The sequence below is a fragment of the Clostridium sp. DMHC 10 genome (assembly GCF_001270375.1).
Classification (GTDB): Bacteria; Bacillota; Clostridia; order Clostridiales; family Clostridiaceae; genus Clostridium_S; species Clostridium_S guangxiense.
The window spans coordinates 2,231,073-2,257,791 of the sequence record NZ_LGVB01000015.1 but is presented as its reverse complement, the minus strand read 5'-3'; the positions used below and the strand labels follow the sequence as shown (position 1 = coordinate 2,257,791).

The 26,719-nt window shown below is 31.6% G+C and carries 36 protein-coding genes and 3 pseudogenes; 31 read left to right on the top strand and 8 right to left on the bottom strand.

The genetic code is table 11. From position 1 onward, the window contains the following. The first annotated feature begins 9 nt into the window (after positions 1 to 9). The 28 genes and pseudogenes from rplE (at position 10) to cwlD (ending at position 16,956) form a co-directional block, all read left to right on the top strand. On the top strand, positions 10 to 552 hold the full coding sequence (rplE, locus tag AGR56_RS13000) for a 50S ribosomal protein L5 (RefSeq protein ID WP_053242592.1): 543 nt from the start codon (positions 10 to 12) through the stop codon (positions 550 to 552). A 16-nt stretch (positions 553 to 568) separates the two neighbouring features. Then, a complete protein-coding gene (locus tag AGR56_RS12995; RefSeq protein WP_053242591.1) occupies positions 569 to 754 on the top strand; it encodes a type Z 30S ribosomal protein S14 in 186 nt (61 codons plus the stop codon). Between the two features lie 28 nt (positions 755 to 782). Then, the gene (gene rpsH, locus AGR56_RS12990) at positions 783 to 1,187 is read left to right on the top strand and encodes a 30S ribosomal protein S8 (protein WP_053242590.1); all 405 of its coding nucleotides are present in this window, start codon (positions 783 to 785) and stop codon (positions 1,185 to 1,187) included. A gap of 25 nt (positions 1,188 to 1,212) precedes the next feature. Then, positions 1,213 to 1,752: a 50S ribosomal protein L6 gene (gene rplF / locus AGR56_RS12985; RefSeq protein ID WP_053242589.1), complete on the top strand. Its 540-nt coding sequence runs from the start codon at positions 1,213 to 1,215 to the stop codon at positions 1,750 to 1,752. 21 nt (positions 1,753 to 1,773) lie between these two features. Then, complete coding sequence (rplR, locus tag AGR56_RS12980; protein WP_053242588.1) at positions 1,774 to 2,136, top strand: 50S ribosomal protein L18; 363 nt, start codon at positions 1,774 to 1,776, stop codon at positions 2,134 to 2,136. 17 nt (positions 2,137 to 2,153) lie between these two features. After that, on the top strand, positions 2,154 to 2,651 hold the full coding sequence (rpsE, locus tag AGR56_RS12975) for a 30S ribosomal protein S5 (protein ID WP_053242587.1): 498 nt from the start codon (positions 2,154 to 2,156) through the stop codon (positions 2,649 to 2,651). Between the two features lie 12 nt (positions 2,652 to 2,663). Continuing rightward, positions 2,664 to 2,843 (top strand): 50S ribosomal protein L30, encoded by a 180-nt coding sequence (rpmD, locus tag AGR56_RS12970; RefSeq protein ID WP_053242586.1) that lies wholly within the window; start codon positions 2,664 to 2,666, stop codon positions 2,841 to 2,843. An 18-nt stretch (positions 2,844 to 2,861) separates the two neighbouring features. After that, a complete protein-coding gene (rplO, locus tag AGR56_RS12965) occupies positions 2,862 to 3,302 on the top strand; it encodes a 50S ribosomal protein L15 (RefSeq protein ID WP_053242585.1) in 441 nt (146 codons plus the stop codon). After that, complete coding sequence (gene secY, locus AGR56_RS12960; protein ID WP_053242584.1) at positions 3,303 to 4,586, top strand: preprotein translocase subunit SecY; 1,284 nt, start codon at positions 3,303 to 3,305, stop codon at positions 4,584 to 4,586. Between the two features lie 41 nt (positions 4,587 to 4,627). Further along, positions 4,628 to 5,272 (top strand): adenylate kinase, encoded by a 645-nt coding sequence (locus AGR56_RS12955; protein WP_053242583.1) that lies wholly within the window; start codon positions 4,628 to 4,630, stop codon positions 5,270 to 5,272. Further along, the gene (map, locus tag AGR56_RS12950; RefSeq protein WP_053242582.1) at positions 5,269 to 6,018 is read left to right on the top strand and encodes a type I methionyl aminopeptidase; all 750 of its coding nucleotides are present in this window, start codon (positions 5,269 to 5,271) and stop codon (positions 6,016 to 6,018) included. The genes AGR56_RS12955 and map overlap by 4 nt, the downstream gene beginning before the upstream one ends. 12 nt (positions 6,019 to 6,030) lie before the next feature. Continuing rightward, positions 6,031 to 6,309 (top strand): KOW domain-containing RNA-binding protein, encoded by a 279-nt coding sequence (locus AGR56_RS12945; protein WP_053242581.1) that lies wholly within the window; start codon positions 6,031 to 6,033, stop codon positions 6,307 to 6,309. Between the two features lie 7 nt (positions 6,310 to 6,316). Next, entirely contained in the window at positions 6,317 to 6,535 is a 219-nt protein-coding gene (infA, locus tag AGR56_RS12940; protein WP_053242580.1) for a translation initiation factor IF-1, read from the top strand. A 15-nt stretch (positions 6,536 to 6,550) separates the two neighbouring features. Next, complete coding sequence (gene rpmJ, locus AGR56_RS12935; RefSeq protein WP_003720928.1) at positions 6,551 to 6,664, top strand: 50S ribosomal protein L36; 114 nt, start codon at positions 6,551 to 6,553, stop codon at positions 6,662 to 6,664. 122 nt (positions 6,665 to 6,786) lie between these two features. Next, on the top strand, positions 6,787 to 7,158 hold the full coding sequence (rpsM, locus tag AGR56_RS12930) for a 30S ribosomal protein S13 (protein WP_053242579.1): 372 nt from the start codon (positions 6,787 to 6,789) through the stop codon (positions 7,156 to 7,158). 15 nt (positions 7,159 to 7,173) lie between these two features. After that, positions 7,174 to 7,569: a 30S ribosomal protein S11 gene (gene rpsK, locus AGR56_RS12925; protein ID WP_053242578.1), complete on the top strand. Its 396-nt coding sequence runs from the start codon at positions 7,174 to 7,176 to the stop codon at positions 7,567 to 7,569. A gap of 28 nt (positions 7,570 to 7,597) precedes the next feature. Next, on the top strand, positions 7,598 to 8,218 hold the full coding sequence (rpsD, locus tag AGR56_RS12920; RefSeq protein ID WP_053242577.1) for a 30S ribosomal protein S4: 621 nt from the start codon (positions 7,598 to 7,600) through the stop codon (positions 8,216 to 8,218). Positions 8,219 to 8,281: 63 nt separating this feature from the next. Beyond that, positions 8,282 to 9,229 carry a DNA-directed RNA polymerase subunit alpha gene (locus AGR56_RS12915; RefSeq protein ID WP_053242576.1) on the top strand — a complete coding sequence of 316 codons (948 nt, stop codon included), beginning with the start codon at positions 8,282 to 8,284 and terminating at the stop codon, positions 9,227 to 9,229. 93 nt (positions 9,230 to 9,322) lie between these two features. Then, positions 9,323 to 9,664, top strand: coding sequence for a 50S ribosomal protein L17 (rplQ, locus tag AGR56_RS12910; protein WP_053242575.1), 342 nt, complete (start codon positions 9,323 to 9,325; stop codon positions 9,662 to 9,664). Positions 9,665 to 9,748: 84 nt separating this feature from the next. Further along, on the top strand, positions 9,749 to 10,594 hold the full coding sequence (locus tag AGR56_RS12905) for an energy-coupling factor transporter ATPase (protein ID WP_053242574.1): 846 nt from the start codon (positions 9,749 to 9,751) through the stop codon (positions 10,592 to 10,594). Next, a pseudogene (locus AGR56_RS12900) lies at positions 10,579 to 11,441 on the top strand (energy-coupling factor transporter ATPase). Before AGR56_RS12905 ends, AGR56_RS12900 begins: the two are co-directional and overlap by 16 nt. After that, a complete protein-coding gene (locus AGR56_RS12895; protein ID WP_053242573.1) occupies positions 11,434 to 12,240 on the top strand; it encodes an energy-coupling factor transporter transmembrane component T in 807 nt (268 codons plus the stop codon). The pseudogene AGR56_RS12900 and the gene AGR56_RS12895 overlap by 8 nt, the downstream one beginning before the upstream one ends. A 14-nt stretch (positions 12,241 to 12,254) precedes the next feature. Then, positions 12,255 to 12,989 carry a tRNA pseudouridine(38-40) synthase TruA gene (gene truA / locus AGR56_RS12890; protein WP_053243334.1) on the top strand — a complete coding sequence of 245 codons (735 nt, stop codon included), beginning with the start codon at positions 12,255 to 12,257 and terminating at the stop codon, positions 12,987 to 12,989. A gap of 183 nt (positions 12,990 to 13,172) precedes the next feature. After that, a complete protein-coding gene (rplM, locus tag AGR56_RS12885) occupies positions 13,173 to 13,607 on the top strand; it encodes a 50S ribosomal protein L13 (protein WP_053242572.1) in 435 nt (144 codons plus the stop codon). 24 nt (positions 13,608 to 13,631) lie between these two features. After that, on the top strand, positions 13,632 to 14,024 hold the full coding sequence (gene rpsI / locus AGR56_RS12880; protein ID WP_053242571.1) for a 30S ribosomal protein S9: 393 nt from the start codon (positions 13,632 to 13,634) through the stop codon (positions 14,022 to 14,024). Positions 14,025 to 14,465: 441 nt separating this feature from the next. Next, positions 14,466 to 15,053 (top strand): DUF47 family protein, encoded by a 588-nt coding sequence (locus AGR56_RS12875; protein WP_347460479.1) that lies wholly within the window; start codon positions 14,466 to 14,468, stop codon positions 15,051 to 15,053. After that, on the top strand, positions 15,046 to 16,038 hold the full coding sequence (locus tag AGR56_RS12870) for an inorganic phosphate transporter (RefSeq protein ID WP_053242570.1): 993 nt from the start codon (positions 15,046 to 15,048) through the stop codon (positions 16,036 to 16,038). Before AGR56_RS12875 ends, AGR56_RS12870 begins: the two co-directional genes overlap by 8 nt. Before the next feature lie 222 nt (positions 16,039 to 16,260). Then, positions 16,261 to 16,956 carry an N-acetylmuramoyl-L-alanine amidase CwlD gene (gene cwlD, locus AGR56_RS12865; protein WP_053242569.1) on the top strand — a complete coding sequence of 232 codons (696 nt, stop codon included), beginning with the start codon at positions 16,261 to 16,263 and terminating at the stop codon, positions 16,954 to 16,956. Positions 16,957 to 18,013: 1,057 nt separating this feature from the next. Here cwlD and AGR56_RS12860 read toward each other — a convergent pair. Together AGR56_RS12860 and AGR56_RS12855 are read right to left on the bottom strand one after the other, a co-directional pair. Further along, positions 18,014 to 18,919, bottom strand: a complete 906-nt coding sequence (locus AGR56_RS12860) for a DUF1648 domain-containing protein (RefSeq protein WP_053242568.1) — start codon at positions 18,917 to 18,919, stop codon at positions 18,014 to 18,016. A 36-nt stretch (positions 18,920 to 18,955) separates the two neighbouring features. Next, positions 18,956 to 19,333: a GntR family transcriptional regulator gene (locus tag AGR56_RS12855; protein ID WP_053242567.1), complete on the bottom strand. Its 378-nt coding sequence runs from the start codon at positions 19,331 to 19,333 to the stop codon at positions 18,956 to 18,958. A gap of 122 nt (positions 19,334 to 19,455) precedes the next feature. Here AGR56_RS12855 and AGR56_RS12850 point away from each other — a divergent pair, with 122 nt between their 5' ends. The 3 genes from AGR56_RS12850 to AGR56_RS19630 are packed head-to-tail and all read left to right on the top strand — an operon-like array spanning position 19,456 to position 21,491. Then, on the top strand, positions 19,456 to 20,064 hold the full coding sequence (locus tag AGR56_RS12850) for a hypothetical protein (RefSeq protein ID WP_053242566.1): 609 nt from the start codon (positions 19,456 to 19,458) through the stop codon (positions 20,062 to 20,064). Next, positions 20,051 to 20,875 (top strand): methyl-accepting chemotaxis protein, encoded by an 825-nt coding sequence (locus tag AGR56_RS12845; protein ID WP_053242565.1) that lies wholly within the window; start codon positions 20,051 to 20,053, stop codon positions 20,873 to 20,875. The genes AGR56_RS12850 and AGR56_RS12845 overlap by 14 nt, the downstream gene beginning before the upstream one ends. Next, positions 20,832 to 21,491 carry a methyl-accepting chemotaxis protein gene (locus AGR56_RS19630; protein WP_084757020.1) on the top strand — a complete coding sequence of 220 codons (660 nt, stop codon included), beginning with the start codon at positions 20,832 to 20,834 and terminating at the stop codon, positions 21,489 to 21,491. Before AGR56_RS12845 ends, AGR56_RS19630 begins: the two co-directional genes overlap by 44 nt. 97 nt (positions 21,492 to 21,588) lie before the next feature. Here AGR56_RS19630 and pdxT read toward each other — a convergent pair whose 3' ends face one another. The 6 genes and pseudogenes from pdxT to ribD all read right to left on the bottom strand — a co-directional run bounded on the left by pdxT (position 21,589) and on the right by ribD (position 26,597). Next, positions 21,589 to 22,152: a pyridoxal 5'-phosphate synthase glutaminase subunit PdxT gene (gene pdxT, locus AGR56_RS12830; RefSeq protein ID WP_053242562.1), complete on the bottom strand. Its 564-nt coding sequence runs from the start codon at positions 22,150 to 22,152 to the stop codon at positions 21,589 to 21,591. Between the two features lie 2 nt (positions 22,153 to 22,154). Further along, on the bottom strand, positions 22,155 to 23,030 hold the full coding sequence (gene pdxS / locus AGR56_RS12825) for a pyridoxal 5'-phosphate synthase lyase subunit PdxS (protein WP_198150092.1): 876 nt from the start codon (positions 23,028 to 23,030) through the stop codon (positions 22,155 to 22,157). A gap of 126 nt (positions 23,031 to 23,156) precedes the next feature. After that, positions 23,157 to 23,621, bottom strand: a complete 465-nt coding sequence (gene ribE, locus AGR56_RS12820; RefSeq protein WP_053242560.1) for a 6,7-dimethyl-8-ribityllumazine synthase — start codon at positions 23,619 to 23,621, stop codon at positions 23,157 to 23,159. 28 nt (positions 23,622 to 23,649) lie between these two features. Next, positions 23,650 to 24,856 (bottom strand): annotated as a pseudogene (locus AGR56_RS12815) (bifunctional 3,4-dihydroxy-2-butanone-4-phosphate synthase/GTP cyclohydrolase II). 81 nt (positions 24,857 to 24,937) lie between these two features. Further along, a pseudogene (locus AGR56_RS19625) lies at positions 24,938 to 25,510 on the bottom strand (riboflavin synthase); the annotation flags it as partial. 4 nt (positions 25,511 to 25,514) lie between these two features. After that, positions 25,515 to 26,597: a bifunctional diaminohydroxyphosphoribosylaminopyrimidine deaminase/5-amino-6-(5-phosphoribosylamino)uracil reductase RibD gene (gene ribD, locus AGR56_RS12810; RefSeq protein WP_053242559.1), complete on the bottom strand. Its 1,083-nt coding sequence runs from the start codon at positions 26,595 to 26,597 to the stop codon at positions 25,515 to 25,517. Positions 26,598 to 26,719 lie beyond the last annotated feature (122 nt).

The window sequence follows — 26,719 nt, the reverse complement described above, 5'->3', positions numbered from 1 at the left end:
GTCAATTTAATGATTCCAAGACTTAAAGAAAAATATGAAAAAGAAATTGTTCCAGCTTTGATGGAAAAATTCGGATATAAAAATATAATGGAAGTACCAAGGCTCGAGAAGATCGTTATTAACATGGGTGTTGGTGAAGCTAAAGAAAATCAGAAGGTTTTAGAATCAGCTGTTGCAGATATGCAATTAATATCAGGTCAAAAACCTGTTTTAACAAGAGCTAAAAAATCAATAGCTAATTTTAAAATAAGACAAAACATGCCTTTGGGTTGTAAGGTTACTTTAAGAAAAAGCAAAATGTATGAGTTTGCTGATAAATTAATAAATGTAGCTCTTCCAAGAGTTAGAGACTTTAGAGGAGTTTCAAGTAATGCATTTGATGGTAGAGGAAACTATGCTTTAGGAATAAAGGAACAATTGATATTCCCTGAAGTAGAATATGATAAGATAGATAAAATTAGAGGTATGGATATAATCTTTGTTACAAATTCAAAGACTGATGAAGAAGCAAGAGAATTATTAAGATTCCTTGGAATGCCATTCGCTCAATAATAAGGAGGGGAATAAGATGGCGCGTAAAGCTTTAATAGAAAAATGGAAAAAAGAACCTAAGTTTTCAACAAGAGCTTATACAAGATGCAAAATATGTGGAAGACCACATTCAGTATTAAAGAAATATGGAATATGTCGTATTTGCTTTAGAGAACTTGCATACAAAGGTGAAATACCTGGTTGTAAAAAAGCAAGTTGGTAATATTTATTGATTGAAAGGAGGCATAATTATGAGCGGAGTTACTACAGATCCAATAGCTGATTTGATAACACGTATAAGAAACGCAAATATAGTTAAACATGAAGTTGTTGAATTACCTTCATCAAAAATAAAAAAGGCTATAGTTAATATATTGCTTAGAGAAGGTTATTTAAAGGATATAGAGGAATATACAGACGGTGTTGTACCTATGCTTAGATTATCTATGAAATACGGAAAAGGCAAGGAAAGAACAATAACTGGACTTAAAAGAATATCAAAACCAGGTCTTAGAGTTTATTCTAGAAAAGAAGAAACTCCAAAAGTTTTAAATGGACTTGGAATTGCAATTATATCTACTTCTAAAGGAATCGTTACTGATAGAGAAGCTAGAAAATTAGGTTTAGGCGGAGAAGTACTTTGCTACGTATGGTAGTAAGGACAGAACAGGAGGTGTAAATATGTCGAGAATAGGAAAGCAGCCTGTAGTGATACCTAATGGTGTAACTGTTACGGTAACGCCAGACAATGTTGTTACTGTTAAAGGTTCAAAAGGTCAGCTTACTAAGGCTATGCATAAAGATATTAAAATTGCTGTTGAAGATACTCAAGTTGTAGTTACAAGACCAAGTGATGATAAAAATCATAGAGCACTTCACGGACTTACAAGGGCTTTAATAAATAATATGGTAATCGGAGTTACAGAAGGATTTACTAAAACCTTAGAGTTAGTTGGTGTTGGTTATAGAGCACAACTTAAAGGAAAGAAATTAACACTGAGCTTAGGATATTCACATCCAGTTGAAATAGATGCTGTTGAAGGCGTTAACTTTGAAACTCCAGATGCAAATACTATACTTGTAAAAGGTGTAGATAAAGAGTTAGTTGGAGCTGTAGCAGCAAACATCAGAACATGGAGAGAACCTGAACCTTATAAAGGAAAAGGAATTAAATATAAAGATGAAGTTATAAGGCGTAAAGAAGGTAAAACTGGTAAATAATAAGAAGGGAGTGAAAGGATAATGTTCAGCAAGCAAAATAAATCTGAGGCTAGACAAAAGCGTCATTTAAGAGTACGTAAAAAAATATCTGGTACTCCTGAAAGACCAAGACTTGCAGTGTATAGAAGTGAAAAAAATATTTATGCACAGATTATAGATGATGTAAATTCTAATACATTAGTATCAGCTTCAACTTTGGATAAAGACTTTTCTTTGAAAATTGGAAGCAACAAAGAAGCAGCAAAAGTTGTTGGAGAAGAACTTGCAAAGAAAGCTTTAGCAAAGGGCATAGAACAAGTTGTTTTTGATAAAGGTGGATACATATATCACGGAAGAATCAAAGAACTTGCAGAAGGCGCAAGAGAAGTTGGATTAAAATTCTAATAGAAGGAGGGAAATAAATGAGAATAGATCCTAGTACACTTGATCTTAAAGAAAAAGTTGTATTTATAAACAGAGTTGCTAAGGTTGTTAAAGGTGGTAGAAATTTTAGATTCAGCGCTTTAGTGGTTGTAGGAGACGAAAACGGACACGTAGGCGTTGGAACAGGAAAATCAGTTGAAATACCTGAAGCAATTAGAAAAGGAATAGAAGATGCTAAGAAGAACTTAGTTCATGTATCCATGGTTGGAACAACAGTTCCTCATGAAATATATGGAGAGTTCGGAACAGGAAGAGTTCTTATAATGCCTGCTTCTGAGGGAACAGGAGTTATAGCTGGTGGTCCTGTAAGAGCCGTACTTGAACTTGCTGGACTTAAAGACGTAAGAGCAAAATCCTTAGGATCAAACAATGCAAGAAATATGGTTAACGCTACACTTAACGGTTTATCAAGATTAAGAACGGTTGAAGAAATTGCCGCTTTAAGAGGTAAAACTGTTGAAGAAATTTTAGGATAGGAGGAGTAAGGCATGGCTAAAATTTCAGTAACACTTAAAAAGAGTTTAAATGGAAGAAAAAAAGATCATATAGCTACAGCAAATGCTCTTGGTCTTAGAAAAATAGGTCATACAGTGGAACATGAAGATACTCCTCAAATTAGAGGTATGGTTAAAAAAATAGATTATCTTCTAGATGTAAAAGAAGCATAAAAAAAGGAGGTGTATTTTATGAAACTTCATGAATTGAAACCTGCTGACGGAGCTAGAAAATCACCTAAAAGAATTGGTAGAGGTACTGGATCAGGTTTAGGAAGAAATGCCGGAAAAGGTGAAAAAGGTCAAAAAGCAAGAAGTGGTGGCGGAGTAAGACCAGGATTTGAAGGAGGTCAGATGCCACTATATAGAAGGCTTCCAAAGAGAGGATTCACAAATATATTTGCAAAAGACATTACAGCTATAAATCTTGATAGATTAAATATATTTGAAGATGGAACAGAAGTTACAATTGACTTACTTCTCGAAAGAGGCGTAATTAGCAAAGCTAATGACGGAGTAAAAATATTAGGAAACGGAGAACTCACAAGGAAGTTAACTGTAAAAGTTAATAAATTTTCCAAAACAGCGGCTGAAAAAATTGAAGCAGCTGGAGGAAGAGCAGAGGTGGTATAGTTGTTATCAACCTTACGTAATGCATGGAAAGTTAAGGATTTAAGAAAAAGAATACTATTTACAGTTGCGATGATTTTAATTTACAGGTTGGGGAATTTTATTCCCGTACCTGGAGTTAATGCATCAAAAGTCTTAAATTTAACTAGCAACTCTGGTTCACTTTTAGGTTTTTATGATATGATATCTGGAGGAGCTTTCAGTAAATTTAGTATATTTGCAATGGGAGTTCTTCCTTATATTAATTCATCAATTATAATTCAGTTATTAACTATAGCAATTCCTAGCCTTGAGCAGTTATCTAAAGAAGGCGAAGAGGGAAGAAAAAAGATACAAAAGTATACCAGATACTCGGCAGTTGCATTGTCTGTATTACAATCATTTGCATTTTATGCTATAATAAAAAGCTCTGGGGCTTTAGATAATGACAATAAACTTAGCATGTTTCTTATAATGCTAACACTTACTACTTCTTCTACGTTCTTAATGTGGATAGGAGATAGAATTACGGAAAATGGTATAGGAAATGGAGCATCTTTTATAATTTTTACAAGTATTATATCAAGATTCCCAAGTTCAGCGTATAATTTATATAAGCTGCAAACAACTGGAATTGTAGATATAGTTTCTTTAGCAGTATTTGCTGTTGCAGCAGCTGTTATATTTGTGCTTGTAGTAATAGCAACATTAGCTGAAAGAAGAATACCTGTACAATATGCTGGAAAAGCAGCTGGTGGTAAAGTTATTAAAAGTCAGTCTTCACATATACCTATAAATATGAATGCATCATGCATAATAGCAATAATATTTGCTATGTCCGTTATGGGATTCCCAGAAACAATAGCTCAATTTTGGCCTACGTCTGGATTTAGTAAGTTTGTAACTGGCAGTCCATATAGTATTTTTAAATCAAATAGCATACTTTATGTAATAGCGTACTTTATATTTATAATTTTCTTTACTTGGTTCTATACTCAGGTAACCTTTAAACCAGAGGAAATGTCAGAGAACATGCATAAGTCTGCTGGATTTATCCCGGGAATAAGACCTGGAGAACCAACGACAAGATATATAGAAAAAGTACTAGATAAAACATCAATTTTAGGAGGATTATTTGCAGCAGTTATTGCAATAGCTCCTATAGTAGTACAAATGAGTAATAAAGGATTTAAAGATGTATATTTTGCAAGCACAGGATTATTAATTGTTGTAGGTGTTGCATCTGATACATTAAGATCATTACAATCTCAATTGATAATGAGACATTATCATGGTTTCTTAAAATAAATAAGTATATTGATTATTGGGGATGATTAAATGAATTTAATATTGCTAGGCCTCCGGGAGCAGGAAAGGGAACTCAAGCTAAATTAATTAGCAGCAATTTCAAAGTCCCACATATATCAACAGGTGATATTTTCAGGGCAAATATAAGTCAGAATACTGAACTTGGAATAAGAGCAAAACAGTATATGGATAAGGGACTTTTAGTTCCAGATGAAGTTACTATAGATATAGTTAAAGATAGACTTACAAAAGATGATTGTAAAAATGGATTCTTACTGGATGGTTTTCCTAGAACAGTTAAGCAAGCAGAGGCATTAGATAAGTTTTTAAACAAAAATGGCGGCAAAATAGATGCTTCAATTTTGATAGATGTACCTAAGGAAAGCATATTTGAAAGAATGACAGGTAGAAGAGTGTGCTCCAAATGTGGAGCTAGTTATCACATCAAATTTAACCCTCCTAAGGTTGAAGGTAAATGTGATTTATGCGGCTCAGATGTTGTTCAAAGAAAAGATGACAGTGAGGAAACTGTAAAAGAAAGATTAGATGTTTATGATAAACAAACACAGCCGCTTGTAGAATACTATAAATCTCAAAAAGCGCTTAAGCCTGTAGATGGTGCTCAAGATATCAATAAAGTATTCGAGGACATTAAAAATGCCTTGAGAGAGAAGAATGTTAAATGATAATAATTAAAAATAATACTGAAATTGAATATATGAGAAAAGCAGGAAAGCTTACTGGAGAAACTCTTTTAATGCTTGAAGAAAAAGTAAAACCGGGTGTAACCACTGAAGAACTTGATAAATTAGCTGAAGATTATATAAGAAAGCATGGAGGAATTCCTTCTTTCAAAGGTTATGGGGGATTTCCAGCATCAATATGTACTTCAATAAATGATGAAGTAATTCATGGTATACCATCTAAAAAGCGTCATTTACAAGAGGGAGACATTATAAGTGTAGATTGTGGAGCAATATTAAATGGATGGCAAGGAGATGCTGCTAGAACATTTCCAGTTGGTAAAGTTTCTGAAGAGGCACAAAAGCTTATTAGTGTTACAAAGGAAAGTTTCTTTAAGGGTGCTGAAAAAGCAGTAGTTGGAAATAGACTTACAGATATATCTAATGCAGTTCAAACTTATGCTGAAAGTTTCGGATATTCTTTGGTAAGAGATTATGTGGGCCATGGAATAGGAAAAGAAATGCACGAAGATCCTGAAGTGCCTAATTACGGTAGATCAGGTAGAGGACCTAAATTAGTAAACGGAATGGTTATAGCAGTAGAGCCTATGGTTAACGTTGGTAAATACCAAGTAGTTACACAGGATAATGGATGGACAGTAGTTACTGAAGATGGTAGCTTAGCTGCTCATTACGAAAATACAATTGCCATATTAGATGGTGGGTCGGAAATACTAACTTTGTGTTAATGAGGTGAATGAATGGGCAATGATTATATTGGCAAAGTTGTTTACTCAAAAGCAGGAAGAGATAAAGAAGGTTGCTTTATCATAACTGGTGTTATAGATGAACAATATGTATATATTTCTGACGGTTGTCTAAGGAAGGTTGAAAAACCTAAAAAGAAAAAAATTAAACATCTTTCCGTTACAAAAATTGTTTCAGAAGAAATAAGAGACAATTTAATTTCTGGAAAAAGTATAAGCAATGTAACTGTTAAAAAGTTTCTGCAGTCAGTATGCACTAATAAGGAGGTTTGATTACCTTATGTCAAAAGACGATGTAATAGAAATGCAAGGTAAGGTCTTAGAATCTTTACCAAATGCTATGTTTCAAGTAGAACTTGAAAGCGGTCAAAAAATATTAGCACATATTTCAGGAAAATTAAGAATGAATTTTATAAGAATATTGCCTGGTGACAAAGTTACAGTTGAACTTTCGCCATATGATTTAACTAGAGGAAGAATCACATGGAGAGCTAAATAAAAAGGAGGGTTATCAATGAAAGTAAGACCATCAGTTAAGCCGATGTGTGAAAAGTGTAAGGTTATCAGAAGAAAAGGAAAAGTAATGGTTATCTGTGAAAATCCTAAACACAAACAAAAACAAGGTTAGACTAGACTGAGCTAATATAAGTTTTGGGAACGGCTGCCAGCTGGCTTTATGCTATGCTGCCTAGAACTGTTAATATATATTTTAAAACATTATTTGTAAAAACCTAGGAGGTGTAAATTTTAATGGCAAGAATAGCAGGTATTGATTTACCTAAAGAAAAAAGAGTAGAAATTGGTTTGACTTATATATTTGGCATAGGACTACCAAGTTCAAGAAGAATTCTTAAAGCTACTGGTGTCAATGCTGATACTAGAGTTAAAGATTTAACTGAAGCTGAAGTAAATACAATAAGAGATTATGTAAATAAGAATATTAAAGTTGAAGGTGACTTAAGAAGAGAAGTTGCTTTAAATATTAAGAGATTAATAGAAATAGGCTGCTATAGAGGAATAAGACATAGAAAAGGACTTCCAGTAAGAGGTCAAAAGACTAAAACTAATGCTAGAACTAGAAAAGGACCAAAGAGAGCTGTAGGAGCTAAAAAGAAAAAGTAATAAGGAGGGCTGAAGATGGCTGTACAGAAAGCTAAAAAGACAAGAAGAAGAAAAGAAAGAAAAAATGTAGAACATGGTTGTGCACATATAAAATCAACTTTTAATAACTCAATTGTTACTATAACTGATGCAGTAGGAAATGCATTGTCATGGTCAAGTTCAGGTGGATTGGGCTTTAAGGGTTCAAGAAAAAGCACACCTTTTGCTGCTCAAATGGCAGCAGAAACAGCAGCAAAAGCTGCTATGGAACACGGACTTAAGAGTGTTGAGGTTTTCGTAAAAGGACCAGGAGCAGGAAGAGAAGCTGCTATAAGATCATTACAGGCTGCAGGATTAGAAGTTACTTTAATTAAAGATGTAACTCCAATTCCACACAATGGCTGCAGACCACCTAAAAGAAGAAGAGTTTAATTTAATAGTACAGGAGGTGTAATTTTTAATGGCAAGATATACTGAAGCTGTCTGCAGATTATGCAGAAGAGAAGGTTTGAAACTATTTCTTAAAGGAGATAGATGTTATACAGATAAGTGTGCATTTTCAAGAAGAGGATATGTTCCAGGACAACATGGTAAGGAAAGAAAGAAAATTTCAAACTATGGTTTACAATTAAGAGAAAAACAAAAAGCAAAAAGAATATATGGAGTTCTTGAAAATCAATTTAGAATTTACTATAAAAGAGCAGAAAAAATTAAAGGCATAACTGGTGAAAACTTATTGAAGCTTTTGGAATTAAGACTTGACAATGTAGCTTACAAACTTGGCTACGGAAGTTCAAGAAGTGAAGCAAGACAATTAGTTACTCACGGACATTTTCTTGTAAATGGCAAGAAAGTTGATATACCTTCATACACTTTAAAAGTTAATGATGTTGTATCTATAAGTGAAAAGAGTAGAGGAACTGAAAAATTCAAAACTTTTGCAGAAAATCCAAAAACTTTACCAGCATGGATTAGTGCTAACTATGATAATTTTGAAGCTAAGATAGTAGCTGAGCCGAGCAGAGAAGAAATTGATGTTCCAGTTAATGAAACATTAATTGTTGAGTTATACAGCAAATAATTTTAGGTAGAATCAGTTGCCCTCAAATAGGTTGCCATTTTATTTTTAAGGAGGGTTATATAAATGTTAGAAATAGAAAAACCAAAAATAGAATGTGTTGAGTCTACAGAAGATGGTTCATATGGCAGATTTGTCGTTGAACCTCTTGAAAGAGGATATGGAATTACACTTGGTAATTCATTGAGAAGAATACTTCTTTCATCATTACCAGGAGTTGCTGCTAACTCAGTAAAAATTGAGGGAGTACTTCATGAATTTTCAACTATTAAAGGTGTAAAAGAAGATGTTACAGAAATAATTCTTAACATCAAGGCTTTATGCTTAACAATGAATGGTGATGGCCCTAAAACAATATATTTAGATGCAAAGGGACCTGGTGAAGTTACTGGAAATGACATAAAAACAGATGGAGATGTTGAAGTAATCAACAAAGATTTACATATTGCAACTCTTGATGATGATGGAAAGCTGTATATGGAAATCGAAGTAAATAAAGGTAGAGGATATGTCACTCAAAATAGAAATAAAAGAGATGATATGCCAATAGGAACTATTGCAGTTGATTCAATATATTCTCCTGTAAAAAGAGTTAACTTTACTGTTGGAAATACAAGAGTTGGTCAGATAACTGACTACGATAAATTAACCATAGAAATATGGGGAAATGGAACAATAAGACCAGAAGAAGCTATTAGTTTAGCTGCAAAAATATTGATAGAACACTTTAAACTATTTATGACTCTTACTGACCATGCAGATGATATGGAAATAATGGTAGAAAAAGAGGAAGATAAAAAGGAAAAGGTTCTTGAAATGACTATAGAAGAACTGGATCTTTCAGTTAGAAGCTATAATTGCTTAAAAAGAGCAGGAATAAATACTGTTCAGGAATTGACTCAAAGATCTATGGAAGATATGATGAAGGTTAGAAATCTAGGCAAGAAGTCTCTTGAAGAAGTTGAACAAAAACTAAAAGGTCTTGGTTTGTCATTAAAGTTACTCGAAGATTAATTTTAAATGATAACTTTCATTAATGTACATTAATAATTTTAAACTTTATAAAAATATAAAGTTAGAAATATCCATAAGTTGGGAGGTAAAGGCATGGCAATACAACGTAAATTAGGTCGTCCTACTGATCAGAGAAGAGCAATGCTTAGAAATTTAGTTACAAGTTTCTTAAAGCATGGTAAGATACAGACAACTGAAACAAGAGCTAAGGAAACTAAGAATTTAGCAGAAAAAATGATCACTCTTGCAAAAAGAGGAGATTTACATGCTAGAAGACAGGTTCTTGCTTTCGTTACAGAGGAAGATGTAGTTAAAAAATTATTTGATGAAGTAGCTCCAAAGTACGCTGAAAGAAAAGGTGGTTACACTAGAATATACAAAATGGGACCACGTAGAGGAGACGGAGCAGAACAAGTAGTATTAGAATTAGTATAATAAATATTATAGGGGATTAAGTAGCTAATAACTTAGTCCCTATTTTAATAAGTACAGTGAAATTGCTGTAATTGGGGTGTTCGTATGTGTGAAAAGATGATAGAATGTGAAGATGTAGTTTATGAATACCATAATGAAAATAAAGAAAAAGGCAATATTGCAGTTAATGGAGTAAGTATTGATATTAATAAAGGTGAATTTCTTGTTATATTGGGGAAAAATGGCTCTGGTAAGTCAACACTTGCTAAGCACTTTAATGCTTTGCTTGTTCCTACACATGGTAAAGTTGTAGTTGATGGACTTGATACGTCAAATCCAGAAAATACATGGGATGTAAGACATAGTGCTGGTATGGTATTTCAAAACCCAGACAACCAATTGGTTGCTACTATTGTTGAGGAAGACGTAGCTTTTGGACCTGAAAATCTTGGAGTTGAGCCGAGCGAAATAAGAAAAAGAGTTGATGCTTCTTTAAAAAAAGTTGGAATGTATGAATATAGAAGGCATGCACCGCATCTTTTATCTGGAGGACAAAAACAAAGAGTTGCTATTGCTGGAATACTTGCAATGCAGCCTGAGTGTATAGTATTTGATGAGTCAACAGCAATGCTTGATCCATCAGGAAGAAAAGAAGTAATGAAAACAATAAAAGATTTGAACAAAAATAGTCATATGACTATTGTCCTTATAACTCATTTTATGGAAGAAGCTGTTGATGCTGATAGGATTGTTGTAATAGATGATGGTAAAATAATTAAAATTGGAACACCTAGAGAAGTTTTTAGTAATGTTGAAGTTATGAAAAATATAGGATTAGATGTTCCACAAATGACTGAATTATCGTATGAATTAAATAAAGAGGGTATTTCTATAAAAAGGGATATACTTACTATAGATGAGATGGTGAATGAATTATGTCGATTAAAATAGAAAATTTAACACATATATACATGCCAGGAACTCCATTTGAGAAGAAAGCTTTAGACAATGTAAATATTGTTATAAAGGATGGGGAGTTTAATGTACTCATTGGTCATACAGGTTCAGGAAAGTCCACTCTTATACAACATATAAATGGCCTATTAAAGCTACATCAGGTAAGATTTTAGTAGATGATGTAGATATAACAGACAAATCAGTTAAAATGAGCGATATAAGGAAGAAAATAGGACTTGTTTTTCAGTATCCAGAATACCAGCTTTTTGAAGAAACCATAGAAAAGGATATAGCATATGGACCTACGAATTTAGGGCTTAGTGAAGAAGAAATACATAATAGAGTAAAAAGAGCTATGAATATAGTAGGATTAGATTATGAAACCTTTAAGAATAAGTCTCCTTTTGATTTAAGTGGGGGGCAAAAAAGAAGAGTAGCAATTGCAGGTGTAGTTGCTATGGAACCCAAAATATTAATACTTGATGAACCTACTGCAGGACTCGATCCAAGTGGAAGAGATGAAATTCTTTATCAAATAAAGAAACTCCAAGAAGAATATGGAATGACTATAATTTTAGTTTCACACAGTATGGAAGATGTGGCAAAAGTAGCAGACAAAATTTTTGTAATGTATAATGCTAAATGTATACTTAATGGTTCACCAGAGGAAATATTTACAGAAGTAGATACTTTGGAAAGTGTAGGTTTAGCTGTGCCTCAAGTAACATATTTGGTAAGGAAGCTTCGAGAAAGAGGATTTAATATATCTGAAAAAATATTCACTGTAGAACAAGCTAAAGCTGAAATACTTAAAGTGTTAGGAAGTGCAAAGAATGATTAAGGATATAACGATAGGACAGTATGTACCAGGTAATTCTTTTGTCCATAAATTAGATCCAAGAATTAAAATATTGTTATCACTAGTGTATGTAGTTGATTTGTTCTTGGTAAATAATTTTAAAGGATATATTTTTATTGTTGCTTTCACTATATTTATAATTTCAATTTCTCAAGTTCATATAAGCTATATATATAAAGGATTAAAGCCAATATTTATACTAATTATATTTACAGGAGCTATAAATATTTTAATGACACCAGGGAAAGGTGAGGCACTTTTTCGTTGGAGTTTTATACATGTATATAAAGAGGGGCTCATTTTAGCAGCATTTATGTCCATAAGACTTATATTTCTTATTATAGGAACATCAATTATTACTTTAACAACATCGCCAATTGAGCTTACTGATGGCATAGAAAAACTTTTAAATCCTATGAAAAAAATAGGGGTACCAGCCCATGAACTTGCTATGATGATGACTATAGCGCTAAGATTTATTCCAACACTCATCGATGAAACTGATAAAATAATGAAGGCACAAATGGCTAGAGGAGCAGATATTGACTCAGGAAATATATTTAATAGAGCTAAAAGTTTAGTGCCAATACTTGTACCGTTGTTTATTAGCTCATTTAGAAGAGCTGATGAGCTTGCAATGGCAATGGAAGCAAGATGTTATAGAGGTGGAGAAGGAAGAACAAGAATGAAAAAGCTTACGATTACATCTAGAGATTATATTGCAGTTTTTTCAGTATGTATCTTGGTTGGAATATCAATATGGAGTAACTTTTGGAAGTAATTCAGGTGGTTAATTTGAAAAATATAAAACTTACAGTAGAATATGATGGAACAAATTACTGCGGATGGCAAAGACAGCGTAATGGTAAAAGTATACAGCAGACTATAGAGGAAGCTATAGGTAGGGTTACAGGAGAAAATGTGAAGCTTATAGGTTCTAGTAGAACAGATGCAGGAGTGCATGCCAAAATGTATGTATGCAATTTCTTTACAAATTCTACTATACCACCAGAAAAAATAGGAATAGTAATAAATCATGAACTTCCAGAAGATATTGTAATATTAGCTTCTGAAGAGGTAGACAGCACGTTTCATTCTAGATACTGCAGCAAAGGGAAGATGTATAGTTATACCATATTAAATAGAAACGAAAGAGCTGCAATCGAAAGAAATTATGTATATCAATACGGTAGAAGTGTTGATGTTGAGGCTATGAAAAAAGCAGCAGTATATTTTTTAGGTAAACATGATTTTTCAGCTTTTAAAAGTACTGGAAGTTCCGTTAAAGATAATGTAAGAACCATAAAAGAAGTGCGAGTTGAAAAAAATGGAGATTATATAAAAATATATGTGTCTGGTGATGGATTTTTGTATAATATGGTAAGAATTGTAGTTGGAACACTACTTTTAGTTGGGGAAAAGAAAATAAGTTCCCTATATGTTAAAGAAATTATAGAATCAAAGGATAGAAATAAAGCTGGCAAAGTAGTTCCTGCAAAAGGCCTTTGTCTCGAAAAGGTGTTTTATTAAGGTGATTTACTTAAAAATGCATTCAAGGTTCAGAGAGTTAATACCAGCTGAAATCTTATTTAATTGTTGACACACCAGGATAATTGTATTATAATAGTTATGTTTGTAAAATTGATAAAAAGATCCACTAGCCCCGGATCTTAGACATAGAATGCGCGAAAGAAGTTCGAGGAGGGAAAAAACATGAAATCGTATTTAGCAAAACCAGAACAAGTTGAAAGAAAATGGTATGTTGTTGACGTTTCAGGAATGGCATTAGGAAGAGCAGCTAGTCAAATAGCTACAATATTAAGAGGAAAAAATAAACCAACATATACTCCAAATGTGGATACAGGAGATTTCGTAATTGTTATAAATTCAGATAAGATAGTTTTAACAGGTAAAAAATTAGATCAAAAAATGCTTAGACACCACTCACTTTATCCAGGTGGTTTAAAGGAAATGCCTTATAGAAAAGCTATGGCTGTAAAATCTGATTTTGTATTCTATGAAGCAGTTAGAAGAATGCTTCCATCAGGTGTTTTAGGAAGAAAAATGCTTAAAAAATTAAAGGTATATAAAGGATCAGAACATAATAACGAGGCTCAGAAGCCAGAAGTATTAGAATTAAGATATTAGAAGTAACCGGAAGGAGGAAGTAAAATGGCAAAAGTACAGTATATAGGAACTGGAAGAAGAAAAGAAGCAATAGCAAGAGTAAGACTTGTACCTGGTGAAGGTAAAGTTACAATAAATAAGAGAGATTCACAAGAATATTTTGGACTTGAAACATTAAGAGTTATAATCAATCAACCACTAGTACTTACAGGTACTAAAGAAAAATTTGATGTAATAGTAAGTGTTAATGGTGGTGGATTCACAGGTCAAGCAGGAGCTATAAGACATGGTATAGCAAGAGCTTTATTAAAAGCTGATGATTCCTTAAGACCAGAACTTAAAAAAGCTGGATTCTTAACAAGAGATCCAAGAATGAAAGAAAGAAAGAAATACGGTCTCAAGAAAGCAAGAAGAGCACCACAATTCTCAAAGAGATAATTATTTCTATGCTTATTACATCCCAGCAAGATTACTTGCTGGGATTTTTTAAGAGTTTTGAAAAAGCTTAAATGCATTTTTATAATAAATTTCTTATTGTCATGAAAAAATATTAATAAAATAAGTCTAAATTTAATAAAATGTATTGTATATCTAAATAAAAATGCAATATAGATAATTTGCAGAAAGACAATATATTCTATTGTACAAAATTATATGATATAATGTTATAGTTTAGAGTTAATTTTACTTTAGTCCCATCAAGTGAACAATCCTTTAAAAGTAGTATCTTATAAAACTAAATTTAATTATATACTTAAATATCTTTATTAATAGTATTTATTGTTTTTGTTTTTAACATAATAATATTTATATAAAATAAATAAAATATAGGAGGAATTTTATGTTTAGTTTATCACCCAAAGACGACAAGTTTTCAATTTGTTTATTGAAAATGCAAAGATAATTTATGAAACTGCGTTATTATTTAAGGATTATGTTAATGAACCAGAAGATGGTGAAAGTAAGCTCAAAGTTATAAAAGATATGGAACATAAAAGTGACTATCAGCAGCACAATATTTTAAATGAACTCAACAAAACCTTTGTAACCCCCTTTGATAGAGAAGATATTTATGTAGTAGCCAACCTTATGGATGACATAGTGGATTTTATGGAAGTTGCTTCAAGTAGATTTATAATGTTTGATGTTCATGAATCCACAGATGATGCAAGAGCAATGGCAGAACTTGTGGTAAGATCATGCAGTAAGATTATAGAACTAATGAAAGAGTTTAAATTTATGAATAAAAGCAAAGAACTTCAGAATATAATTATTGAAATAAACAAGATAGAGGAAGAAGGTGACCTCTGTTTTAGAAAGGCAATAAGAGTTTTATTCACAGAAAAGAAGGATGACGTCCTCAACCTAATTAAATGGAGAGAGATATATCAATATATGGAAAATGTATTAGATGCTTGTGAATCTGTAGCTAATGTTGTAGAAGGAGTTGCTATGAAAAATGCTTAATTCTGCTGTATTAATAACAATAGTAATTGTAATGTTAGCTCTTACGTTTGATTTCATTAACGGCTTTCATGATAGCGCTAATGCTATAGCAACATCAGTTTCTACAAGAGTTTTAAGCATGAGATCAGCGGTTATAATGTCCGCATGTATGAATTTTTTAGGAGCTTTTATTAGCGATAAAGTAGCTAAAACGGTTGGTGATGGTATAATAGATCCTTTTAAGATATCACCGAAGGTTGTTTTAATTGCATTAATTGCAGCTATTATATGGGATCTTGTTACTTGGTATATTGGAATCCCAAGTAGTTCGTCTCATGCCCTAATTGGCGGTCTTATAGGTTCAGCTGTAGTGTACAAGGCTTCTTTTGTTGTGGTTAATTGGGTTACTTTTATGGAGAAAATAGTATTGTGGTTATTCTTATCTCCAATAATAGGATTTTTAGCAGGATACATAGTTATGATATTGCTTCAATGGATATTGAGAAGGTCCAAGCCAATGTTTGTCTCTAAGTTTTTTTCAAAAGCACAAATTGTTTCAGCGATGCTTATGGCACTTAATCATGGTGGTAATGATGCTCAAAAATCTATGGGTGTTATTACAATGGCACTTTTAAGTATAGGTTCTTTAAATTCATTTTCAGTACCTGACTGGGTTAAGGCTGCTTGTGCACTTGCTATGGCATTAGGAACTTCATTTGGAGGCTATAAAATTATAAAGACTATGGGAATGAATATGGCTAGATTAGCTCCCGTAAATGGTTTTGCAGCTGAAACTGGAGCAGCAGCGGTAATTTTTTCAGCTACTATGTTCCATGCACCAGTAAGTACAACTCAAATAATTTCAACTTCAATTATGGGAGTTGCGGCGTCAAATAGAATGTCATCTGTAAGATGGATGCTTGCTAAGAATATAGTAATAGCCTGGGTAGTGACCATGCCAGTTTGTGCAGGAATTGCAGGATTAATTACACTATTTGTTAGATAGATATTTATATAGATAAAGGTTTTGTTACTTATATATTATACATAATGGTTCATTAAAGGGTTATAGTGGTTAATTACAGCCGATAACCCTTTTTATTATACTTATTATAAATTATAAATGTTAACGAATTGTTGCCATTTGGATAATTTTACTTAAATAAAATTTACATTAAAGACGCAAAATAAATTAAATGATTAAAAAAATTGTTTAGGGGGTTATATTTTGCGTTTTATAAGTTGTAAAATAAGAAGAGTGATAGTTTTAATTTTACTTTTATCTTTTGTCTTCCCATATAAAATTATTTATGCTAAAGGTTCTAATGAAGTACCCAAAATAATATTAATAGATCCAGGTCATGGTGGAATAGATGGTGGAGCTCAGGCGAAGGATGGTACATGTGAAAAAGATATAAACTTAAATATAAGCCTTAAATTAAAGAAGTATCTTGAAAGCAAAAAATTTAAGGTTATCATGACAAGACAGGAGGATAAAGGACTCTATACCGAAGGTGGGAAAATAAGAAAAAAAAAGCTTGAAGATTTAGAAAACAGATGTAAAATAAAATTAAATTCAAATTGTGATGCATTCATAAGTATTCATTTGAATATGTTCCCTCAAACACAATACTATGGAGCACAAGTTTGGTATGGAGATAATGAGAAAAGTGAAAAATTAGCTGGGATAATTCAAAGAAATGCAATTGATGACCTTGATAAAAGCAATAGGAGAAAAGAGAAACCGGCTAAAAACTCATATAAAATATTAAGATATGGTAAGGACATACCATCTGTTATTGTGGAATGCGGCTTTTTATCGAATGATGCAGAGAGACAAAAATTAAAAGACGTAAACTACCAACAAAAAATAGCAGATAGCATAGGAAAATCAGTTGAAGAATTCTTTAAAGAACTAGATTAAAGGAGTTATTGTACCAAATATAAATGTTGCAAAGCAACTATAGTGAAAGGTTTTTAACTCGCTCTGCTAGTTAAAAGACTAACTTTTTTACTTTCGGTAAAAGTGAAGGGTTTTAACTTTGCTTTGCTCATTAAAAAGTGTAACTTTTTTAATGAGCATGAAAAAGTTTAATGAGGATTTTCCTTCGATTCTCTAACGGATTATATATATTTAAGTAATATGCTGTCATTTTTTAATTTTATTTTTAATAAGATTAAAATTTATTATTTTAAATTTATGAATATAAAAAAATAATAAGGGCATTCTAATTACTGTTAAGGATTTAAAATCGTTGAGCGAAGAGTAATTAGGATCTCAATTTGTAGGTTCGAATTTATTCGACTTGCGATATAAATAAGATCACATTAGTATCTGTTAATAATTTTTCTTAAAATTGTAATTTGATGCGAGGTTTTATTTATGTCAATGGACGATTATTATATGTTTTCATAGAGCTTTATATTGAATTAAACTTTATAAGGTTTTAAAAGATATGTAATGGTCAAGCGAAGATTTATTAATGTTCCGCAGGCTTATAAATAGCTTATATGCAATTTTAAGTTAAAGATTATATTAATTGAAATATTAATATAGTTTTTAAGGTATGTTACTAAGTCGAATGAAGATTTATATGTGTAATGAGATGCTTAGATAAAAAATGAAAAGGTTTATTTAAGTGTGTAACTATATATATAAGTCATAATAAGATGATTTTAAGTTCTAAACAAATATGGTAGAAAATTTTAATATTTTCTACCATATTATTTTTATCGATTATTTTTTAGCATATTCTTATTACCTAATAAAAAATAACGGAATAAGGGAACAGATTAAAATTACGATTATAAATATATAAAATATAGTACCTAAAGTAGTTGCTGCATTTACCGTCCATCCTATGCCAAATCTTTTTTCAACAAATACGGACGGGTCATCTTTGTTATAGTATATGGTATTTCCAAGCTTCCAAAATTTATCATCATCTCTAATATCAACATCATAAATTTTACTCTCTTTATTAATTTTTAATTTGCTCCCTCCCTGTCCAAACTTTAATTGAAAGCACTACAGACCCAGCGGTAACACCAAAGAAAACAATAAGTATAAAAAACAAGGTAAATTTCATATTAGGGTTAATAATCTGCATAGTTTGCAAATCTCCAATTACAAGAAGAATTTGCATTACATAATTAATTATTATGAGATATATTCCCCATATTCTTTTAAATTTAATGCTTCTTATTTTTGACTCTTCTGGATTTTTAGGATTTATCTCCCTCTTACTCCATCCTATTGTTTTATATAAAAAAAACATAACAACAAGCATAAATAACTGTACCACTGGCATTGAAAATATACTGCTATAAGATTTTATCGAATATCCATCAGGTTCACCATTAAATCCCCAATGCGTAGGAAATTTATATGGAAGCTTAGGATATTGAATAATATTTATAATTATACACGCAGCTATTATAAGAAAGGATATTGAAAACCACCAAGTTGATGGGATAATTTCACTGTAGTTTTCTTTAGTAAAGTTAGTATCTATAACAACAAATTGCTTTTTTGTTTTAAGCCAACCTTTTTCACTTTTAAGTTTTAAAACAATTCTGTTGTATCTATAATAAACTAAAAAATTTATAAAAATAAAAGTAAACAATAATGCTACAAATAACCATACATGAATAGAATTATATACAAGGACAGAAAATATAATGGCTACTGGAATGCCTATAAATAAATTTGAAACTATATATCTCTTTCCCAATTTTTTTAATTCATCGCTGTCTCTTTCATTTTGAGGTATTCGCACTCCCAAAAATATATCGCTTTTGGAGGAGTTTAAAGAAATTATTTGCACCAAAATAAGTATTGACATGGTGAACATGGATATTAAACTCAAGTATAATTTATCATTCATAAAAACCACTCCTACTTAATATAAGTATAAAACAATTCAATAATTATATTCATCATAGATTTTCTTACATAAATCTAAAAATTCACCTTTTTTTATTCCTCTGCAGCCGCAATTGGCTATGACATATTCCAATTCTTCTTTTAATTCTTCGCTAAATTCCTCACTGTTTATAGGCATATTTTCACTTACAACTGCACCTATTCTTCTATCTATATTAAGATATCCTTCTTGTTTTAATATATTATATGTTTTATTTACAGTATGAAGATTTATTCCTATATCCTCCCCCATTTGTCTTACAGAAGGAAGGCTTTCTCCTTTTTTAAGTTCGCCTTTAGCAATTCCTTTAACTATTTGACGCTTTAATTGTTCATATATTGGTGTTTCTGACTCAAAATCTATTTTTATCAGCAAAAAACCACCTTCTTCCATTATTTATGTCTAATATTAATTCTTAAATTATTATATCGTAATTATTTAATTCCATCAAACATATCTACGATATATATATTATAGAACAAATGGAGGTGTTTAGCATGAAACTTACGAAAAAAATCCCTACAGTCATAATAATTCTCATAACATCGTCAATGATAACGACTTCAATATTTACTTATTATAAGACCAACAATATAATGCTACATCAAATTAATTCTCAAATGGCTTTAACAGAAAGAGGTGCTAACAATACAATTGAAGTTATGATAGAAAAAGAAAAAACTGAAATACAAAAACTCGCTCAAAGCAAAGCTGTTATTGAACTTGCTTTAAAAAGGCAAAGCGATGGTAAATCAGAAGAGTTTAAAAATTTAGTGTCGCAAAGCAACAAAAGCTTAAAGAAATATGTAGCTGACGCTAAATATATTGAACATACTTTTATAGTAGATTCAAACTCAATAATTTATTCTGATAGTTCAGCAAACACTCTTGGCAAGAATATTTCTGGCAGATCATATTGTAAAGAAGCTCTTGCCGGAAATGATGCCATAAGTGAAACCTTAATTTCAAAAGATAGTAATACACAAATAGTAGTGTTTGCAAGTCCAATTAAATATAATGGAAAAATACTTGGATTTATAGCTTCAGGTTTGTACTCTAAAAGTTTTTTCAAAATATCTAAAAAATATAAAAATGCCAGACCTTAATTCAAGTTATACTTATTTAGTTGATGAAAAAGGAAATGTAATTTACCACCCTACGCAATCGAAAATAGGTAAACCTGTTGAAAATACTGCTATAAAAAACGTGGTTAATTCTATAAAAAAAGGTAATGCAATAAAAGCTACTTCAATAGAATATAATTTTAATAGCCAAAAAAAGCTTTCATATTATGGTGAAATTCCAAATACTCACTGGACAATAGTCATTTCTGTTAATAAAAATGAAGTTACAAAATCTATATACAGCTTAATCTTCACAATACTATTAATATCCTTAGTTGTAACAATAATTGCGGCAGCCATAGGAATTGCTTTATCTAAAAATATTACTGACCCTATATCAAAATTAAAAGATTTAGTAAACAAAACTTCTAATCTTGAACTTGATGATGATTCTAAGTATGATTACTTAATGAAATACAATAATGAAGTTGGAGACATAGCTAATTCAATATGGACTATGAGAAAAATACTAAAAGATGTGGTTGTTCTATTGAAAAATACATCAATTACCTTAAATTCAAATGCAGAATTAGTAGATAAACTTACAGTTGAATTAAAAGGGTTTGCTGAAGAAACTGGCGCAGAAACCGAAACACTTTCAGCTGGTATGGAAGAAACCGCCGCCTCTTCCGAAGAAGTATCCGCTTCCTCCAGTGAAATAAAAAGTGCTATTAATTCAATGGCCCTTAAAGCAAATGATGGCTCACTTGAGGCAGGAGATATATCAAAACGTGCAAATAATTTAATGAATACATCTATTAACTCTAATACTGATACAAAAAAAGCTTTATGAAAGCGTAAGAAAAAATCTCGAAAAAGCAATAAACGATTCTACTTCAGTATATAAAATTAATGAATTAACAAAATCAATACTTGAAATCACTGAACAAACCAATTTACTTTCGCTCAATGCAGCTATAGAAGCTGCTCGTGCTGGAGAAGCTGGTAAAGGCTTTGCTGTAGTAGCAGATGAAGTAAGAAAACTTGCAGAGCAATCATCAAGCACTACTAAAGAAATAGAAAACATTGTAACCTTAGTCATTAATTCTGTAAATAACCTTAGTAAGCATTCTCAAAAACTCCTTACTTTTATTGATAAGGATGTCCTTAAAAACTATGAAGGCTTTATACAAACGGCAAAACAATATGATAAAGATGCAGATACCATTAATAATTTCATGTTAGATTTCAGTGCAATTTCTGAGGAGTTAAATGCATCAATCACTGGAATTTCTTCAGCAATAAGTAATGTAGCTAAAACTGCTAGTGATGGTGCTTATGGGGTATCAAATATTTCAGAAAAGAATTTATCTATAATACAAAAACTTAAAGATATTTCAAAATGTGCTGAAGAAAATAAAGACAATGCAAATAAGCTAAATAAAATAATTGAAAAATTTACACTATAATATATATAGATAAATCACTTCACAATTAATTTTGAGTATCTTGGAATAATTTAAATAAAATTAATATTCCAAGATACTGTTACTTAATATTATTTTCTTAAAACATAGATAAAAAGTATTTGTGAAAATCAAGATTATCAGTGAGCTCAGGATGAAATGAAGTTACAAGAACATTTTTGCATCTTGCAGCCACTACATTATTTTTTACTTTACACAAGCTTTTGACTCCTTCTCCTAAATGTGTAATAAAAGGCGCTCTTATAAAAACTAATGGAATCTTCTGGTCTGAAACTTCTGGAATTAAAGTATCTTCTCTAAAACTATCAATTTGGCTTCCATAAGCATTTCTCCTAACTGTTATATCAATAGCATTTAGAGAATTTATTTCTGAGTTTTCTATATTTTTTGCAAGAAGTATCATTCCTGCACATGTTCCCCATACTGGCATTCCTTCTGATATTTTATGTTTCAATGGTTCAAGAATATTAGAAAAATGAAGGAACTTTCCCATAGTAGTGCTTTCTCCACCTGGAATTATAAGGCCATCTATTTGAGATAATTGGATAACTTTTTTTACCTTAATCGCTTCACAATTTAAAGCTTCTATATGATGAATATGCTCCTCTATTCCTCCTTGAAATGCTAGTACACCGATTTTCATTTTTACCAGCCTCTTTCTGCATATCTATCTTTTATATCACTTATTTCAAGTCCGGACATTGGTTCACCTAAATCTTCTGAAACCTCTTCAAGCACTTTAGGATCATTGTAATAAGTAGTAGCTAAAACAATAGCCTTTGCCCTTTTCTCTGGATTTTGTGATTTAAATATTCCAGAACCAACAAAAACTCCTTCCGATCCTAATTGCATCATTAAAGCAGCATCGGCTGGTGTTGCTATTCCACCTGCAGCAAAATTTACAACTGGAAGCTTACCATTTTTCCAAACATATTGTACCAAATCATAAGGCGCCTGAAGTTCCTTTGCAAATGTCATAAGTTCTTGCTCTGATGCATTTTTTATTTTTCTTATTTCATCCATAACCGTTCTCATATGCTTTACTGCTTCAACTACATTTCCAGTTCCAGCTTCACCTTTTGTCCTTATCATAGCTGCACCTTCACCAATTCTTCTAAGTGCTTCCCCTAAATTTCTAGCTCCACATACAAATGGAACTTTAAAATCATGTTTATTAATGTGGTATGCATCATCAGCAGGAGTAAGTACTTCGCTCTCATCTATAAAATCTATTCCTAATTCTTGTAGTATTTGCGCTTCTACAAAATGTCCAATTCTAACCTTTGCCATAACAGGTATAGTTACTGCTTCATTTATTTCTCTTATCATTTTTGGATCTGACATTCTAGCAACTCCACCATTTTTTCTGATGTCAGATGGAACTCTTTCTAATGCCATAACAGCGCAAGCACCAGCTTTTTCTGCAATTATAGCTTGTTCCTTATTAACTACATCCATTATTACTCCGCCCTTTAACATCTGAGCTAAATTTTTGTTTATTTCAAGTCTTTCCATAAAAATACCTCTCAATCTTAATATAAAATTTATTATATTAAGGTACCTTAATATAAAATTATAAGCGCTATATTATAATTATACATATAGCGCTCATTATCAAAAAAGTGTATGGATACAATTAATGTTTTTTTAAATCATAGCTTTTATTAAATTCGCCATTTCAATTGCTGTTACGGCAGCGTCAAAGCCTTTATTACCCGATTTTGTACCTGCTCTCTCAATTGCCTGCTCAATACTATCTGTTGTAAGCACTCCAAATACAATAGGACATTCAGTTTTAAGTGAAGTTTGTGCTACTCCCTTTGATACTTCAGATGCTACATAATCAAAATGTGGAGTTGCTCCTCTTATAACTGCTCCTAAACATATTACAGCATCATATTTTTTAGAAGCGGCCATCTTTTGAGCTACTAGTGGAATTTCAAATGCTCCAGGAACCCAAGCCATTTCAATATTCTCATCTTTACATCCATGTCTTTTTAATCCATCCAAAGCACCTGATATAAGTTTTGATACTATAAATTCATTAAACCTACCTGCTACTATACCAAATTTTAAATCTTCACTTACAAGTTTTCCTTCATATATTTTCATAATCCTTAATCTCCTTTAATATTTACTTTTAAATCTCTAACATGTGTCCCATTTTTTCCTTTTTAGTTTTAAGATAAAATTTATTTTCCTTGAAATGCTGTGTATTAACTGGAACCCTTTCTGATACGTCAATTCCATATTTTTTTTAATCCCTCTATTTTTTCGGGATTATTTGTAATTAATCTCACTCTTTTTATGCCAAGATCCTTGAGCATTTCAGCTGCACTTCCATAGTCTCTCAAATCAGGTGCAAAACCAAGTGCTAAGTTTGCTTCTACCGTATCCATTCCTTTTTCTTGAAGTGCATAGGCTTTAAGCTTGTTTAGTAGTCCTATATCTCTTCCTTCTTGATCCATGTATAAAACTACACCTGTGCCAACCTTTTCTATAATTTTAAGTGCCATAGCTAACTGATCCCCACAATCACATTTTAAGGAACCTAATACATCTCCTGTCAAGCATTTTGAGTGTATTCTAACAAGAACGTCATCATCACCATCAATATTTCCTTTTATTATCGCTAAGTTTTCTTTTCCATTAACAATATTCCTGTATCCAATAACCTTAAATTCACCATATTTAGTTGGAAGCTTGGCCTCTGCTTCTCTTTTTACAAAGCTTTCTGTTCTCTTCCTATACTCAATAAGCTTCTCAACAGATATAATTTTAATATTATGTTCTTTTGAAAATTCAATTAACTGTGGAAGCCTTGCCATATGACCATCTTCATTCATAATTTCACAGCATACTCCAACTCCTGTTTTAAAACCAGCAAGTTTAACTATATCTACTGTAGCTTCCGTGTGACCTGTTCTATCTAGTACGCCATTTTTTCTTGAACGAAGCGGAAATGTATGTCCAGGCTTTAAAAAATCCTCTGCCTTTGAATTTTTATCTGCAAGTTTATTAATGGTATACGCCCTTTCAAAGGCAGAAATTCCTGTTGTGGTTCCAACTGCATCAACAGAAACACCAAAAGCTGTTCCAAAATATTCAGTATTTTTATCAACCATTTGATCTATATCAAGTCTATCCATTGTTTCTCCATCCATTGGAGTGCATATAAGTCCTCTTGCATATTTTGCAATAAAATTAAGTGTTTTTCCAGTGACCTTTTCTCCTGCCATTACAAGATCGCCTTCATTTTCCCTATCTTCATCATCAACAACTATAATCATTTTTCCTAATTTTATATCTTCTATAGCTTCCTCAATCGTATTAAACTTATCTTCCACTACTACCCCTCCTAAGCAAATCCATTTTCTGTTAAAAATTCTTCTGTAATACCACGTTTTTTTACGAACATTCTGTATATTTATAAAATTTTGAATATACTTACCTACAATGTCACACTCAATATTTACAAGATTGCCTTCTCTTATCCATGTCAAAGTAGTTTTTTCCTGAGTATGTGGTATTAAATAAAATTTAAAACAACTTGTTCCAACTTCTCCACAAGTCAAACTTACACCGTCCACAGCTACTGACCCTTTGTAAATTAACTTACTTGCAAGTTCAGTATCCACTTTTATTACAAACTCAATTGCTATATCATCCTTTCTAACTTTGTCAACAATTCCCACTCCATCTACATGTCCACTTACTATGTGACCACCAAATCTATCTCCCAGTGCTAATGCTCTCTCAAGATTAACCCTGCTTCCTATTTTTAAATTTTTTAAGCTTGTAATCCGCTTTGTTTCTGGCATAACATCAAATTCACCTTTTTCTATAGATGTAACAGTAAGACATACGCCATTTACAGCAACACTATCTCCAATGCTTATATTTTTCATTATCTTTGCAGCCTTAATTCCTAATTTTATTGAAGAAGCCGATTCTCTAATTGTATTAATTTCTCCAACTTCTTCTATTAAACCTGTAAACAACTGCTCACACTCCTTTTATATACCCTTCTACTAAAATATCCTGTTCTATATTTTTTAGTTTTATATTTGAAACTTTTATAGCTTTACTTAAGCATTCTATTCCAGCACCACCAATGGTTGTTTTAGCTTCTTCACCACCAAGCAGTATAGGCGATATAAAACACATAACTTTATCTACAATTTTTTCCTTAATACAAGAAAAATTCAAAGTACTTCCACCTTCAAGCAAAATACTATCTATATTAAGCTCTCCAAGCTTCATCATAAGATAATTCAAATCAACCATTTTATTTTTTGTTGGTGTTTCAATTATTAAAACTCCTATATCTTTTAGCTGCTTCAGCTTAACTTTATCTGCTTTTTCTGTTACTGCAATAATAATCTTTCTATATTTTAAAGTATCTAATATTTTAGAGTTCAAGGGTATTCTAAGCTTTGAATCTACAATTATAGCAGTTGGACTTTTGCAAACTTCCCCTTCTAATCTTGTTGTAAGCAGTGGATCATCTGCAATAATAGTTCCTATCCCAACCATTATTCCCATAATATTATTCCTTAAATAATGCACATATTTTCTAGAAGCTCCTGAACTTATCCACTTTGATTGTCCAGTTACAGTTGATATCTTTCCATCTAAGGTTGAAGCTGTTTTCATAATAACGTAAGGTTTTTTCGTAGTTATATATTTAACAAATACCTCATTTAATTTTAAAGCTTCTTTCTGAAGTACCCCATTTAAAACCTCTATTCCATTTTGTTTAAGTATTTCAATTCCTTTTCCACTAACAAGCGGATTAGGATCCCTCATAGCAATTATTACTCTCTTTATTCCTGCCTTAACTAATGCCAAAGCACATGGAGGTGTTTTTCCAAAATGCGAACAAGGTTCTAAAGTAACATATATATCTGCACCAATTGCTTTTTTTCCTGCTATATTTAATGCATTAATTTCCGCATGATTTCCTCCAAAATATTCATGATATCCTTCTCCAACTATTTCTCCATCCTTTACTATAACTGCCCCAACCATTGGATTTGGATTTACACGCCCTCTCCCCCTTGCCGCAAGTTCAAGAGCTCTTTTCATAAAAAAATCGTTAATTTTAAATCACCTACCAATACTTATTAAACCTTAAATATACTTTTACTAAAGTAGGACTAAAAATTGTGCGCACAAAAAAGTCCCTAAAATTATCTTTCAGGGACTTG